Source organism: Candidatus Rubrimentiphilum sp. (assembly GCA_035710515.1).
Lineage (GTDB): Bacteria > Vulcanimicrobiota > Vulcanimicrobiia > Vulcanimicrobiales > Vulcanimicrobiaceae > Rubrimentiphilum.
In genome coordinates, this window is record DASTDE010000001.1 from 46131 (window position 1) to 60578 (window position 14448).

The following is a 14448-nucleotide window of genomic DNA, read 5'->3' on the forward strand; positions in this document are numbered from 1 at the left end:
GTGCGTCATGGTGAGCCTGTCGAAATGTCATCCTGAGCTTGTCGAAGGGCACGGCCGAGCCTGTCGAGGCCCGCGATGATCGCACCGCTGCTCATACTCCTGGTCTTCCTTATATTCGCGGCACTGATGTACACGCGCAAGATTCCTGCGCTTCTGGCCGTGCCGGCCATGGCGGTGCTCATGGCGCTGGTAGCGGGCGTGCCTCTCGCCGAGATCGGAAAGACCGTCGTTGTGCTGGGCTCCGCCCGGCTCTCCCTGGTTTTCGTCGCGGTGATCTTTGGGGCATGGCTGGGACGCGTGACGCTCGACACCGGCATCGCGCGCAGCATCGTGAACATCGCGGCCGAATTCGGCGGCGAGCAGCCGTTGGCGGTTGCGCTCACGCTGAGCGCCGTGGTGGCGCTGTTGTTCGTTTCGCTTAACGGCCTGGGCGCCATCATCATGGTAGGGTCGATAGTGCTGCCGATCATGATGACAATCGGCGTTCCGCGAAAGATTGCGGCCACGATGTTCTTGATGGCCTTTGCCCTCGGATTCATCTTTAACATCGTGAACTGGAAGTTCTACACGCAATTCTTCGGCGTAAGCCAGCAGCAGATGTACGCATACGCGATCGTGCTGGGAGTCATCGATCTCGTTGCCCTGCTCATCTACGCATTTGTCTCATTTCGAAATTCGCGCGGATACGCTACGTGGGCGGTGCGGGCGAAAGATGAACCGCAAGCACATCGAGTCCCTTTCTACGCGCTCATAACACCGGTTCTGCCGATCATTTTGTACTACGCCTTGGGCGTTGATCCGATCGTGTCGTTTGCACTATCCGCGGTTTATGGCGCTCTCACCACCCGGCCCACGCAAGCCATTTCAACGTTGACCGCAGCCGCTATCCGGGGAATTGAGGACGTCGCGCCGGCGATAGTGTTGTTCGTTGGAATCGGCATGCTCTTTAACGCGACACAGGAGCCGCAGTTCGTCGCGGCCCTCCATTCACTCGCCACGTGGGAAGCGCTGCGTAATCCGATCGTCTACGTCGTGATTTTCGGTGTCTTAAGCCCGCTCGCACTGTATCGCGGCCCGCTCAATCCTTTCGGCGTTGGAATTGCGGTTTTCACGGTCTTGCTTTCGGGCCACGTGCTGCCGCCCGTAATTCTGGTCGCCGCGGTCATGGCCGTCGTTCAGGTGCAAAATGTTTGCGACCCAACGAATACGGCCAACGTCTGGATTGCAAACTTCACCGGCGTGCAGATCGTCGACATCACCAAACGCACTCTGCCCTACCAAGTCGCGGTTGCGATTGTCGCTTGCATCGTCGTGGTGACGTCGGCGCCGCGCCTGTTCGGCGTGCAGCCATTCGCGGCCGTGGTTCCGGCGGCCAGCGCAGCCGAGTTGAGTTCTCCGGGAATGTTCGTCGGAACGAGCGCAGCTCGCCGCTTTGCCGTGGGCAGCGACGGCACGGCGGACGCGCAGCTGGCGGTGCCGGCAATCGTTGACGCGCTGCGCAGCGCAGCGGCCGCGCAAGTCTTTGCGCAGCAGGACGATCCCAACGCGGCCGACTGCAGCGGAAAGACGTATGCCGCTTACGTGAAGGCGACTTCCACGCGATTCACGCTGACCGAAGGAACGGACGTCGACGTCGGAGTCCAGCTCTTCGATTGCGGCGGCTGGGAGGTTGCGGAGTGGCACGATCATGCCGTGTTCGCGCAACCATCGCCGCAAGACGTTACGCAGCTGGCGAGCGCCGGCGTCGCGCGGTTGCTGGAGTGGGCGCGCGCAAATCCGCAGCGCTGGGAAAACCTGCAGCAACAGGGGTTAGCCTATGCGCCGGGCGATCCGGCGAGTTATTACTACGCGCTGTACAAAACCGTTGACGGGAATATGCGCGCCTATGTGCGCGCCGGCGGGCCGGCCTATGCGGCCGGCATGCGCACCAACGACATCGTTGATAAGCTCGACGGCTTGGATTGGTGGATGTACGGCACGTACCAAACCCAAGCGCGCGCCTACGATGGGAAACCGCACTCCTTTCAACTGGAGCGAGGCGGCGCGATAATCGCCGTGCAATTGGGCGCGCCGTTCACGACGTGAACGATCTTCCGACTGCGCGCTTTACGGAACGCGCTGGTGCGTACGCCGCCAATCGTCCCGGTTATCCGCCGGCTGCACTCGACGCATTGCTCGAAGGTTTAGGGCCGCCGGAGCACCTGACGATCGCCGACATCGGCGCGGGCACCGGGATCGCAGCGCGCTTGCTGGCAGAACGCGGCGCGACGGTGTTGGCGGTCGAGCCCAATCATTCCATGGCGGAGCAGGCCGAACCAGATCCTCGCATCGAGTGGATCGATGGGACGGGCGAAGATACGCACTTGCCGGCCAAATCCGTCGACATTGCGGGCGCCTTTCAAGCATTTCATTGGTTCGAAGCGCAAACCGCGGTCGAAGAGTTCAAGCGAATCAGCCGGCGGCGGATCGCGCTGGTGCAGTACGAGCGTGATGAGAGCCACGCGTTTGCGGCCGCGTATGGAGAACTCGTTCGCCGATTCGCGATCGAGGATATCGAACAGCGGCGCGCGCAAGCGCTGACGACGTTCGCGCAGCTGGCCGGCGCAAGTTGCAAGCGCAGCGAGCATTCGTACGAACAACTCTTGGATCTCCAACAGCAGCTCGGACGAATGGAGTCTACTTCGTACTTGCCGCACGGCGGAGCGAAGGCGGAGGAACTCCGCCGCGAGGCTGTCGCGCTGTTCGAACGATTTGCCGAGGGCGGCCGCGTCTCGCTGACGATGGTCTGTTACGTCCTCTATGCCGATGCGTAAACTGCGTCTCGGCGTCGATGTCGGTGGTACGTTTACCGACGTCGTGGCGATCGATTCGGAGACGCGTCAGATGGTCGCGAGCATCAAGGTCCCGACGACGCACAGCGCGGCCGAAGGCGTCGCCGCGGGCATCGTCGAGGGCATAAAGCGGCTTCTCTTGGAACATGCGATCGATCCGAGCGAAGTGGCATTCATCGCGCACTCGACGACGCAGGCGACCAATGCGCTGCTCGAAGGCGACGTCGCGCAAGTCGGAGTGCTCGGCCTGTTGAACGGTTTCGCTCCGCTCGCACGCTGGCAAATGCGTTTCGGTCAATTGCAGCTCGCCCCCGGATTACCGTTCGCTCCAACATTTGTGTTTGCATCGGCGCACAATCCGAACGCAGTTGAAAAGGCGATCGGTACGCTGCGCTCAAGCGGTTCGGAAGTGGTAGCGGCGTCGCAAGCGTTTTCGGTCGACCGGCCGCAAGCCGAAAGCCGGGCAGTCGCGATGGCGACCGCAGCCGGACTCTTTGCGACCAGCGGCCACGACGTGAGCACGATGTACGGCTTGCGCGCGCGCACGCGAACCGCCGCAATCAACGGTGCGATTCTCCCGAAGATGGTGCGCACCGCGCGCATGACCGCGGACGCCGTTCGGCAGGCCGCGATCGCTTCGCCGCTGATGGTCATGCGCAGCGACGGCGGCGTGATGGACGCGCGCGAAATGGAACGCCGTCCGATCTTGACGCTGCTTTCCGGCCCGGCCGCGGGCGTGGCCGGGGCATTGCTGTACGAAAACGTGACGGACGGAATCTTTATCGAAGTCGGCGGCACGAGTTCGGATTGCTCCGCGATCCGCGCCGGCATGCCGCAGATGCGTCCCGCGCGCGTCGGCGGACATCGCACGATGCTGCGAACGCTCGACGTGCGCACGCTTGGCATTGCGGGCGGCAGCCTCGTTCGGGCGACTGCGCACAAAATTACCGACGTTGGTCCGCGCTCCGCGCATATCGCGGGCCTCAAGTACGCGAGTTTCGTCGAGGCGGACGTTCTGGATGGCGCAACCGTCGAGCGTTTCCGGCCGACGGCGCACGATTCGGATGATTATCTCGCTTTGCGCGCGCGCGACGGAACGCGGATTGCCGTGACGCCGACGTGCGCCGCCAACATGCTGGGTTACGTGCCCGAAGGCGCTTTTGCGCGCGGCAATGCCGAATCGGCGCGGCGCGCCTTTGCGATTATTGCGCAACATCTAAACACGTCGCCCGAAGACTTGGCTCGCGAGCTGCTCGATATCGCCTCCGGCAAAGTGATTGAGACTATCGAAGAACTGATCGCCGACTACGAACTCGATCGTCAAACGCTGGTGGTCGTCGGAGGGGGCGGCGGCGCGGCTGCGCTCGTTCCGTATGCCGCGAAAAAAACGGGACTGGATTTTCGTCTCGCGCGCGACGCCGAAGTCATCTCGCCGATCGGCGTTGCGCTGGCGCTGGTACGCGAAGTCGTCGAACGTACCATCGTTGACCCGACACCCGACGAGATCTTGCGCATCCGGCGAGAGGCGCAAGACGCCGTTATCTCGGCCGGCGCGTCGCCCGACGGCGTGGAAACGGTTGTCGAGATCGACTCGCAGCGAAACATCGTGCGCGCCACGGCATCCGGGGTGACGGAACTCGCCGAAACCGCAGCGCACGGCGTTCTCGATGAAGCGGAGCGGCTTAGCGCAGCGGCGCGGTTGATGCGCGTGCCGGCATCCGACGTTCGCGCGGTAGCGCGCACGCCGGGATTAACCGTCTATGAAAACGGGCGCATACTGCGCGTGCTCGATCGAAAAGGCGTCGGACGATTGATCGTGCGCGATGGTTCCGTTCAACTGACAACGGCCGGCCGGACTGCGGACGATCTTCCGGCCGCGATTGAAGATGCGACGGCTTTCGGCGACGTTGGCCGGGCGATGCCGAATCTTTACGTTTTGCACGGCGCGCGAATCGCCGACTACAGCGGGCTGCTTTCAGCAGAGCAAGCGGTCGCGCTCGCGCAGGAAGAGCTCGCCGGGCGCGAGCCGGACGCACCGGTGATCATTCTGACCGCTCGGCGGCCGGCCTAACCAAGCGTTGTCATTCTGAGGTATCGAAGAACCCTGAGGTAACGAAGGGCCGCCGGAGGACGATACTTTATGTATGGCAAGCGTCGCGATCGAAGGAAACGCGGTCCACATCGACCTGTCGAATCTCGACAAGGTTTGGTCGGTGCACGGCTCGCTACGCATTCCGCTAGCGCACATCAAGTCCGCGGTTGTTGAAGACGAGAACGGCTGGGACTACTGGTGGCGCAAGATCATCGGTACGAGTGCGCCCGGGTTAAAAACAGCCGGCACGTTCGTCGCGGACGGCGGCTTGGCATTTCTGGATTTTGGAACCGGACGGAACTGCGTCGTGCTTGAGATGCAGAACGAACGTTACAAGTTCGTGATCGTCGACACCGACGACGATCCCGACGGCGTGGCCGCCGAGATCAATCGCCGGGTTGGAAGATAACTAGTTCACCCGAGGCTGATTTATCGCTAGGCCTTCGGCTAGTTGGAGCGCGACCGTGCTCTTTTTGCGCCCGTAGAAGTAGTAGAACAAGAGCCCGCCGGCAAGCCAGATAAGTCCGATGAACCAGACAATCGGGAACCATCCGAAAAGCACGGGGTTACCGACCTTCAAGAAGATGATCAGCCCGAACGCTGCCACCGCTGACAGGTAAGGCAAAAAGTACGGTCCCAGCGGCACGGTAAAGGCGCCTTTCAGTTCGGGATGGCGCCGCCGCAAAATCGGCACCGCGAGCGAGGTCAGAATAAACGCAAGCAGCGTTCCGAAATTCGTGACCGAGCCCAGAATTCCGAGCGGAAAAAACGCGCCTGCCGCGGCAATGCACACGCCGAAAAATATTTGCGATACGATTGGCGTGCGCCACGTTGGATGGATGGTCGTAAAGCTCGGCGGGATGAGCCTGTCGCGCGACATCGCGTAAAAGACGCGCGCCTGCCCGAACATCATCACGAGGAGGACGGTCGTTAGGCCGGCGATGGCGCCGAACGAAATGATCGTACCTGCCCAGGCGAGTCCGACCGAGTTCATGGCAAAGGCTACAGGAAAGGCAACGTTGAGTTTATCGAACGGCACCATCCCGTTTAGGATAAACACGACGATGATGTAAAGCAGCGTGCAGATCGCCAAACTCATCAAGATGCCGAACGGCAAATCTTTGGCCGGGTTTTTTGCTTCTTCGGCACTGGTCGAGACTGCGTCAAACCCGATGTAGGCGAAGAAAATGAACGCCGCACCGCCCAGCATACCGCCCCAGCCGAACGGGAAGAACCCGCCCGCGCCCGTCGTCGGTCCAGCCGGAAGATGGAAATTCGCGGTGTTGATGTGGCTCACGCCCAGCGCGATGAAGAAGAGCACGACGATCACTTTGAAGGTGACGATCCAGGCGTTGACGGTCCCGGATTCTTTCGTGCCCCGCACAAGCAGCGCAGTTATCAATAAGATAATTGCGGCCGCCGGCAAGTTTGCGATGCCCGGCGTCGGATCCCAGTGGCTATGCTGCCACGCTTGCGGAATGATCAGCCCGAACTGATGCAGGATGTTGGTGAAGTATCCTGACCACCCGACACTCACTGTCGCTGCACCGACGGCATACTCGAGGATCAAACCCCATCCGACGATCCAGGCCAACAGTTCTCCGAACGTTGCGTACGTGTATGTGTAGGCACTGCCGGAGATCGGAATTTTGCTCGAGACTTCGGCGTAACACAGCGCGGCAAGCGCGCTGACGATGCCGGCCACGATGAACGAAATCGTCAACGATGGACCCGCACGCGTTGCCGAGGCCACGCCGGTCAAAACAAATATGCCGGTGCCGATAATCGCCCCGATCCCCATGGCAGTCAATGCCCATGGGCCGAGCGAGCGTTTTAGTCCGTGTTCGTGGTCGGCGCCTTCGGCGAGAATGGTCGCGAGAGGCTTAACGCGTGATAGCATCCGGAGCCGTTTACCCCTTGCCTTGCCACTCCCTTGTCGCCGGAGGCGGCGCTTTCGCGTCGAAGGCCGCGGCGAGTGAAAGAATACGACGTCTTGGTCGTCGGCGGTGGTAACGCGGGTTGCGCCGCCGCGATTGCAGCGGCGCGCCATGGCGCGAAGACGATGCTCGTCGAGCGCTATGGATTCTTGGGTGGAACCGCCACGGCGGCGATGGTCGGACCGTGGATGACCTTTCACTCGGGCCAGAAGCGGATCGTCGGCGGAATCGCGCAAGAGATCGTCGAGCGCCTAAAGCGTATGGGTGGCTCCCCAGGCCATCTGCACGATTCATCCGACTACGTCCCGACCATAACGCCCTTCGATCCCGAGATTCACAAAGCGTTGCTCTTCGAAATGATGCAGGAAGCCGGCGTTAACTTATTGCTGCACGCGTATTTTTTGCGCGCCATCACTTTGCAAGCGGAGGGTGATACATTTGTCGAAGGCGCGGTCTTTGCCACCGTCGCCGGCGAACGCGAATATCGCGCGCGCGTTACGATCGACGCGACCGCCGATGCGTACGTCGCGGCATCGGCGGGCGTCGCGACGCAGCAGGGCGACGAACGCGGGCGGGTGCAGCCGGCGACGTTGATCTTTCGCCTGAGCCACGTCGACTTAGCGAAAACCGCCGCGTATTTGCGCAACCATCCCGACCAAATGCGCACGTCGCTCAAAACGCACGAGCGCACGGCGTCGACGTTAACCGCGGTCGCCGGTCTTTACGATCTCTGGCACGACGCGCAGAGCAAGGGCGAGGTTGACGTTCCGCGCGAGGTCGTGTCGTTTTTCATGACGCCGTACCCCGACGAGGTGACGGTGAACATGACGCGCGTTGTCGACATCGATCCGCTGGATCCCGACGATTTGACGCGCGCCGAAGTGGCGGCGCGTCTGCAAGCGATGCAACTCTTTGAATTTTTCCGCAAGCGCGTTCCGGGTTTCGAGAACTCGCGGATCGCCGCAACCGCGACACAGATCGGCATTCGCGAATCGCGCCGGATCGTCGGTGCGTACACGCTGACGCGCGAAGATGTGCTCGAGGCCCGTCATTTCGACGATGCAATCGCGCGCAGCGCCTACCCGATCGACATTCACAATCCGTCCGGAACCGGAACGCAGACGCACCGGCTGCGTCCGGGAGAAAGCTATGAAATTCCGTATCGCTGTTTGGTTCCGGCAACGGTCGAACGGCTGCTGGTCGCGGGGCGCTGCATTTCGACGACGCACGAAGCGCTGGCATCGACGCGGCTTACGCCGACGGTGATGACGCTCGGTCAAGCTGCGGGCACGGCCGCCGCGCTCGCGCAAAAGGAAAGCGTGCGGCTGCGCGACGTGGATTCAAAGGAGCTCCGTGCTGCGCTCGTTGCGGACGGTGTGATTTTATGAAAATTGAGATCGCCGATCTGGGCGACTGGGGCGAGGCCGTCTTGCGTTCCGAGTACGATCCGGACGGCCCCGTAATTCGCGTGAACTCGCGGGTGCTCGAGCGGCTGCTGCCGGAAGAGCAAGCCGAATTTCTCGCGCGCGCGATCGCGCATGAATACTATCATCACCTCGAGCACACCGGTGCAATTCCGGTGATTGCCCATCGCGCGGCACGTGAACGCGCTGCGGACGCGTACGCCGATTGTGGTACTTCCTTACTCTTCGATACCTCAGGGCCGCTCGCTAGCGCTTCGCGGTCGTTCGATACCTCACGATGACAAGCTTGTACGCCGGAATTGATGCGGGGCAGAGCGGTACCGTCGCCGTGATCGGTGACGAGACTGGGCGCGTTCTTGGACGCGGAAAAGCCGGCGCTGCGGACGAGATCGGGCAAGACGCGCAGTCCACTCGTTTGCGCGACGCCTTGCGCGCGGCTTATGACGCAGCTGCGATCGCGGCGAAACTTGGTCCGGAAGCACGTTGCGCGCGAATCGTCGCTGGGATCAGCGGTTATGAAGGGCGGGTTTACGGGCGTGCGCCGGAATTTCCGTGCGGCGAACTCGTGCTGCTGCACGACGCGGTGATCGCGCAAGCCGGCGCATTCGACGGCGGCCCCGGCGTTGCCGTGATCGCCGGAACCGGATCGGTTGCGTATGGCGTGAATGCGCGTGGTGAAAGCGTTACTGCCGGTGGTTGGGGCTATCTGTTCGGCGATGAAGGCAGTGCGTTTTGGTTTGCGCGCTGCGCGCTCGGCGAGGCGATCCGCGACGATGATGCGGGCAAGACGAATATGCTCACAAAAATCGCGCTGCAGTATTTTGAATCGCCCTCGCTGCACGCGCTCGTGCGCGCGTTCTACGCCGGCGAGATCTCGCGCACGAAGTTCGCGAGTTTCGGCCGCACGGTCATCGAGTCGGGGAACTTTGTGCCCGATGGCGCCCGCGCTCTGGCCGAGCTCGCAGCAAAAACGATGGCGCGGATCGACTTGCCGGCCGGGCCGGTCGCGTTTCTGGGCGGCGTCTCGAAGAATTCCGTCATGAAGGACGCGATCGCGAAAGCATTGCGCGAAGCTGCGCCGGAGGCGCGGCAGATCGAACCGCTGCACGACGCCGCCGAAGGCGCATTATTGCTGGCGCGCAAACAATGAGCGATCGCAACGTCCTCGACAAGTTGCGCGGCGGTTTGATCGTCTCGGTGCAAGCTCGCACCGGTTCCGCGCTCGACAATCCAGACGTCCTAGCTGCGATCGCAACTGCAGCCAAAGAAGCGGGAGCGGTGGGCATTCGTGCGGCCGGCGAAGCGAATCTCAAAGCGATCCGCAAGCGGGTCGACCTTCCGATCATCGGGATCGTGAAACGCGAATATCCGGGCTTTGAACCCTACATCACGCCGACGCTCCAAGAAGTGCGCGAGATCGCCGGCTGCGGCGCCGAGATCGTCGCGTTCGATGCAACAGGCCGGCCCCGGCCCGGCGGCTTGGGCATCGCGGACCTCATCGCAGAGATTCAGGGGACGGGAGCGCTGGCTATGGCGGACTGCGCCACGGCGGCGGACGGGGTGGCCGCGCAGGCGGCCGGCGCCGACGTCGTCGCGACCACGCTGTGCGGATATACAAAGGAAACGGACGGCCGCGTGCTTCCGGCGTTGGACCTGGTGCGGGAGCTGGCCGAGCTCGACGTGTTCGTCATCTGCGAGGGCGGCGTCCATTCCCCGGCGCAGGGGGCGGCGGCGCTGGAGGCCGGAGCGGAGGCCGTCGTCGTCGGAACGGCCATTACAAATGTAGAGTGGCTGACCCAAGAGTTTGCCGAAGCCCTGAAAAGGTCGTCGCGCGCGTAGGACGCGCTTTCCTATAATACAAATAGCCTAACCGACCCGCTTGGAGAGTTAACCTTTGCCAGAAAATAGGGATCCGGTAGTTCATCTCGATCGCGGATTCTGGATCGCCACGACGGTCATGAGCGTCTTGGCCCTCCTTGCGATCGTCTTTTGGGTCGAAGTGCCGATCACCGGCCTCATGCCCGAGGCGGTCGATAAGGCGCAGCAGATCGATGCGCTTTTCCGCTTCCTGGCAGCAACCGGTACGGCGCTCTGGATCTTCGTCTGCGGATTCATCCTCTATTTCGCGCTGAAGTTTCGCCGCCATGCGGGTACGCCCGAGAATGCCGTGGGCGTGCAGATCCACGACAACAACAAGTTGGAGATGTGGTGGACGATCATTCCGACGGTTTTCGTAATCGTCATGGCGTTCTTCAGTATCAAAATTTGGGCGGGCATCGAGTTCGCGCCTAACAACACGCTGGTCGTGGAAGCGTTAGGCCGGCAGTGGTATTACACGTTCCGCTATCCGAACGTCAACGGCGAAGTCAAGGAGATGCACTTGCCGCTCGGACAAGCGGTGACACTGCAAGTTTCATCGTACGACGTCATTCACTCGTTTTGGATTCCGGCGATGCGGCTCAAAGCCGACATGGTGCCCGGCATGATCAATACGCTGGAGTTTACGCCGACGCGCGCAGGCAAGTACGAGATCATTTGCACCGAGTTTTGCGGCACGTTCCACGGCGAGATGCACAGCGGAACGAATCAAAACCCAGCTTACGTCTACATCGACACGCCGGCGCAGTATAGCGCCTGGTACGCGCGCACGCAGCGTCAGCAGGCCACTGCCAGCAACGCGATCAGCGTGCCGAGCACCAGCCAATTGAACTTGGCGGGCGGCGATGCGAAGGCGGGCGCAGCGGTTTTCTCCGCGAAGTGCTCCGCCTGTCACGCGATCGGCCCGTTCGACCAGCGCATCGTTGGGCCCGGACTCAAAGGCGTCTTGTACGATCCGGCGCACCCGGACTTGGTCAACGGCCAAAAAGCCACGCCGGAGAATGTTGCGAAAATACTGCAGAATGGTTTTAAGGGCAGCCTGGGCCAAATGCCCAACCAAGCGCAGAACGGATTGACCAACAAAGACATCGTGAATTTGGTCGCTTACTTGAAGACCCTGAAGTAACTCGGAGCAAAATGGCAGCAATAACAGCATCGGTTAACGCAGGCGGAGGACTCGCCGACCACATTCATCCGGAGCCGCAAGGCTTTTTCCGGAAGTACGTCTTCTCGATCGATCACAAGATCATCGGGATTCAGTACATGATCACGGCGTTTCTCTTCATGATCCTGGGCGGTATGCTGGCCGAGCTCATCCGCGTCCAACTGATGAAAGCCAGCGGCGGCATCATGACGCCGGACACGTACAACGAAGTCTACTCCGTGCATGGCTCGACGATGGTCTGGCTGGTGATCATCCCGCTGCTTACCGGCGGCTTCGGCAACTTGATCTTCCCCGTGCAGATCGGCGCGCGCGACGTTGCGTTTCCCTGGCTGAACATGCTGAGCTTCTGGCTCTTCCCGCCGGCCGGGTTGATGCTTTACGCTTCCTTTTTAATGGGCGCACCGACCGCAGGCTGGACCGAATATCCGCCGATGTCCCTGCAGGGCGCAGCCGGCACTTCGATGTGGGCGGCTGCGATCTTCCTGATCGGTGTCAGCTCGACGATGACGGGCATCAACTTCCTGGTGACTATTTTAAAGATGCGCGCGCCCGGCATGACGTTTACGCGCATGCCGCTCTTCGTGTGGGGCCAGTTCGTGACGGCGCCGCTGTTGATGATCGCCACGACCGCGCTCGGCGCAGCCCTGGCCGCGCTCTTCGTGCAGCGTCAGTTCGGGGTCGCGTTCTTCGATCCGACGCGCGGCGGCAGTCCGCTGCTGTGGCAGCACATGTTCTGGTTCTACTCGCATCCGGCAGTCTACATTATGATCTTGCCGGCCTTCGGAATCATCTCCGAAGTGCTGCCGACGTTTTCGCGCAAGCCGATCTTCGGCTACAAGATGATCGCCTTCTCGTCGTGCGCGATCGCGATCCTCGGGTTCATGGTTTGGGCACATCACATGTTCACATCGGGCTTGGCGCCGGCGCTGCAACTGCCGTTCATGGTGCTGACGATGCTGATCGCGATTCCGACCGGCATCAAGATCTTCTCGTGGGTGGCGACCCTGTGGGGCGGGGTCATCCGCATGACGACCTCGATGATGTTCGCCCTCGGGTTTCTCGCGACGTTCACACTCGGCGGAATCACCGGAGTCTTTTTGGCGGCGGTGCCGTTCGACTTGCACGTGCACGGAACGTACTTCATCGTGGCGCATCTGCACTACGTGCTCGTCGGCGGCAGCTTGATGGGCGTGCTGGCCGGGCTGTTCTACTGGTATCCGAAGATGACCGGGCGGCTGATGAATGAAAAGCTCGGCCACTGGGCGTTCTGGCTGTTTTTCATCGGCTTCAACGGCACGTTCTTGCCGATGCACTGGCTCGGCATCTGGGGACAGCCGCGCCGCGTCGCCGTGTACGATCCGCAGTTCCAAGGCTGGAACCAAGTCGCATCGTGGTTCTCGTTCGTGATGACCGCGGCGCTGGTGCTGGTGCTGTTCAACGCGTTGTGGTCGATCCGCAGGGGCAAGAAGTCCGGGCCGAATCCGTGGAACGCGCGCACGCTCGAATGGCAGATTCCCTCGCCGATGCCCTATTACAACTTCAAGCACGTACCGTCGGTCTTTGCCGCGCCGTACGACTTCGCCGAACCCTTACCGTATAAAGGTTTGGAAGAAGAACTCAAGGGTGGCCCACCGCCGGTTCCGGCGGCTCACTGACATGGCTGTAGCAACTCTAGCGCACGAACCCGATCAGCTCTACGTGGAGACCCGCGAGCTGCGCATCCAAGGCTTCCTGCTGTTCATGGTCAGCGACTTGGTGCTGTTCTCGTCGTTCATCTTTGCGTATCTGTACATGCGCAACAGCGGCCAAGGCTGGCCGGCGGGCGGTCCGAAGCTCGACATCGCACTTGCGGCGCTCAACTCGATCGTGCTCTTCGGATCCGGCGCGACGATGCACTTTGCGCTGGAGAATTGGAAGCACCGGAACTTCTCCAAGTTTGCAAACTGGATCGTGATGACGATCATCCTGGGCGCGGGCTTCTTGTCCGGCCAGGTGATGGAATACATTCACATCGGCGCGCGGTGGAGCGACGGGATCTTCGGCGCCTCGTTCTACACGCTGACCGGCATGCACGGACTGCACGTGTTTGCGGGCATCATCTATTTGACGGTCCTGCTCTTGCAGGCGCTGCAAGGCAAGTACACTTTCACGAAGTACACCGGACTGACGCTGGGAACGCTGTATTGGCATTTCGTCGACGTCATCTGGGTGGTACTGTTCTCGATCTTCTATTTACTGTGAGGCGCGGCGATGGAAGCTAAGATTGCTCTAGTAGAACGGGTGCTGGCGGTCATTTTCGGAATCGTCGTCTTCGTCGTGGCGGCGATCGCCTTGAAGAACGATTGGAAGAGCGAGGGCATCGAGAATCAGGTTTTCAAACTCATGCTCGGATTGCTGGCGCTGGGCGCGGTCCTCGGTATCTTAGCCGCATTCGGCGTCTTGATCGGAAAGGGCGTGGCCTAATGTACGACCCGACAGATGAACGCGGCGTCCCCGTGAGCCGCGGCGTGCCGCTCGTGGTGCGCATCGCGACGCTGATCGGCATTTTGTGCATCTTCGGCATCGGCGGCGCCGTAGTAATGTTGTCGGGCTCCGGCCACTGGTGGCCCGATCAGAAAGCCTTACGAGTTCCGCTTAGCAACCCGCGCTAGATCTAGCGCGAGCGGTTCTGATCCTTCACGAACGACCAGAAGTCTTCATCACGCTTTAGCGCTCCATGCGACGAACGCTGCGCGAGCGACCACGCCGGCAGCGCGATGATGAAGACCACCATCAGCGTGTAGGCAATTCCGGCAGCCAAGACGACGACGTTGACGCCGTCCAATAACTGCGGTGCGCGCAAATCGCCGACATGAACTGCTAAGTAGTTGTGGAACCCCACCGCTCGCACGAATGCCATGCCGATGTAGGCACAGTAGACGAACACTCCGTCCTCAAGTAAGAAGTTCAACAGCTCGAGCCTGCGCAGCGCGACGGCCAACCCACCGGCCGAGAGCATGACGATGGCGGGCGCAACCAACGGATGCCAGTCCGTGCGCTCGACGAGCCAGGCGGCGGCAAAGCCGATTGCTACACCGGCGACCGCAAGCAGCGGCAAACGCTTCCAGCTTATAGGGTCCAT

15 protein-coding genes are annotated in these 14448 nt (G+C 61.5%); 13 read left to right on the plus strand and 2 right to left on the minus strand.

The features are described from left to right. The first annotated feature begins 75 nt into the window (after positions 1-75). From VFO29_00230 to VFO29_00245, 4 genes are all read left to right on the plus strand, one after another. Positions 76-2085, plus strand: a complete 2010-nt coding sequence (locus tag VFO29_00230; protein HET9391933.1) for a hypothetical protein — start codon at positions 76-78, stop codon at positions 2083-2085. Next, on the plus strand, positions 2082-2813 hold the full coding sequence (locus VFO29_00235) for a class I SAM-dependent methyltransferase (GenBank protein HET9391934.1): 732 nt from the start codon (positions 2082-2084) through the stop codon (positions 2811-2813). Before VFO29_00230 ends, VFO29_00235 begins: the two co-directional genes overlap by 4 nt. Beyond that, entirely contained in the window at positions 2806-4902 is a 2097-nt protein-coding gene (locus VFO29_00240) for a hydantoinase/oxoprolinase family protein (GenBank protein HET9391935.1), read from the plus strand. Before VFO29_00235 ends, VFO29_00240 begins: the two co-directional genes overlap by 8 nt. A 73-nt stretch (positions 4903-4975) precedes the next feature. After that, complete coding sequence (locus VFO29_00245) at positions 4976-5332, plus strand: hypothetical protein (GenBank protein ID HET9391936.1); 357 nt, start codon at positions 4976-4978, stop codon at positions 5330-5332. Here the strand turns inward: VFO29_00245 and VFO29_00250 are convergent, their stop codons facing one another. Continuing rightward, positions 5333-6823: an amino acid permease gene (locus tag VFO29_00250; GenBank protein ID HET9391937.1), complete on the minus strand. Its 1491-nt coding sequence runs from the start codon at positions 6821-6823 to the stop codon at positions 5333-5335. Between the two features lie 75 nt (positions 6824-6898). Between VFO29_00250 and VFO29_00255 the strand changes: the two genes are divergently transcribed. The 9 genes from VFO29_00255 to VFO29_00295 are packed head-to-tail and all read left to right on the plus strand — an operon-like array spanning position 6899 to position 13978. Further along, positions 6899-8248, plus strand: coding sequence for an FAD-dependent oxidoreductase (locus VFO29_00255; protein HET9391938.1), 1350 nt, complete (start codon positions 6899-6901; stop codon positions 8246-8248). Next, a complete protein-coding gene (locus VFO29_00260) occupies positions 8245-8565 on the plus strand; it encodes a hypothetical protein (GenBank protein HET9391939.1) in 321 nt (106 codons plus the stop codon). The genes VFO29_00255 and VFO29_00260 overlap by 4 nt, the downstream gene beginning before the upstream one ends. Beyond that, complete coding sequence (locus VFO29_00265; GenBank protein HET9391940.1) at positions 8562-9434, plus strand: BadF/BadG/BcrA/BcrD ATPase family protein; 873 nt, start codon at positions 8562-8564, stop codon at positions 9432-9434. Before VFO29_00260 ends, VFO29_00265 begins: the two co-directional genes overlap by 4 nt. Beyond that, positions 9431-10123: a putative N-acetylmannosamine-6-phosphate 2-epimerase gene (locus tag VFO29_00270; GenBank protein HET9391941.1), complete on the plus strand. Its 693-nt coding sequence runs from the start codon at positions 9431-9433 to the stop codon at positions 10121-10123. Before VFO29_00265 ends, VFO29_00270 begins: the two co-directional genes overlap by 4 nt. Positions 10124-10178: 55 nt before the next feature. Beyond that, entirely contained in the window at positions 10179-11288 is a 1110-nt protein-coding gene (gene coxB / locus VFO29_00275; GenBank protein HET9391942.1) for a cytochrome c oxidase subunit II, read from the plus strand. Positions 11289-11299: 11 nt separating this feature from the next. Then, positions 11300-12982, plus strand: a complete 1683-nt coding sequence (gene ctaD / locus VFO29_00280) for a cytochrome c oxidase subunit I (GenBank protein ID HET9391943.1) — start codon at positions 11300-11302, stop codon at positions 12980-12982. A gap of 1 nt (position 12983) precedes the next feature. Next, a complete protein-coding gene (locus VFO29_00285) occupies positions 12984-13568 on the plus strand; it encodes a cytochrome c oxidase subunit 3 (GenBank protein ID HET9391944.1) in 585 nt (194 codons plus the stop codon). A 9-nt stretch (positions 13569-13577) separates the two neighbouring features. Beyond that, positions 13578-13790: a hypothetical protein gene (locus tag VFO29_00290; GenBank protein ID HET9391945.1), complete on the plus strand. Its 213-nt coding sequence runs from the start codon at positions 13578-13580 to the stop codon at positions 13788-13790. Continuing rightward, the gene (locus tag VFO29_00295; protein HET9391946.1) at positions 13790-13978 is read left to right on the plus strand and encodes a hypothetical protein; all 189 of its coding nucleotides are present in this window, start codon (positions 13790-13792) and stop codon (positions 13976-13978) included. The genes VFO29_00290 and VFO29_00295 overlap by 1 nt, the downstream gene beginning before the upstream one ends. Before the next feature lie 2 nt (positions 13979-13980). Here VFO29_00295 and VFO29_00300 read toward each other — a convergent pair whose 3' ends face one another. Beyond that, positions 13981-14448, minus strand: coding sequence for a hypothetical protein (locus VFO29_00300; protein HET9391947.1), 468 nt, complete (start codon positions 14446-14448; stop codon positions 13981-13983).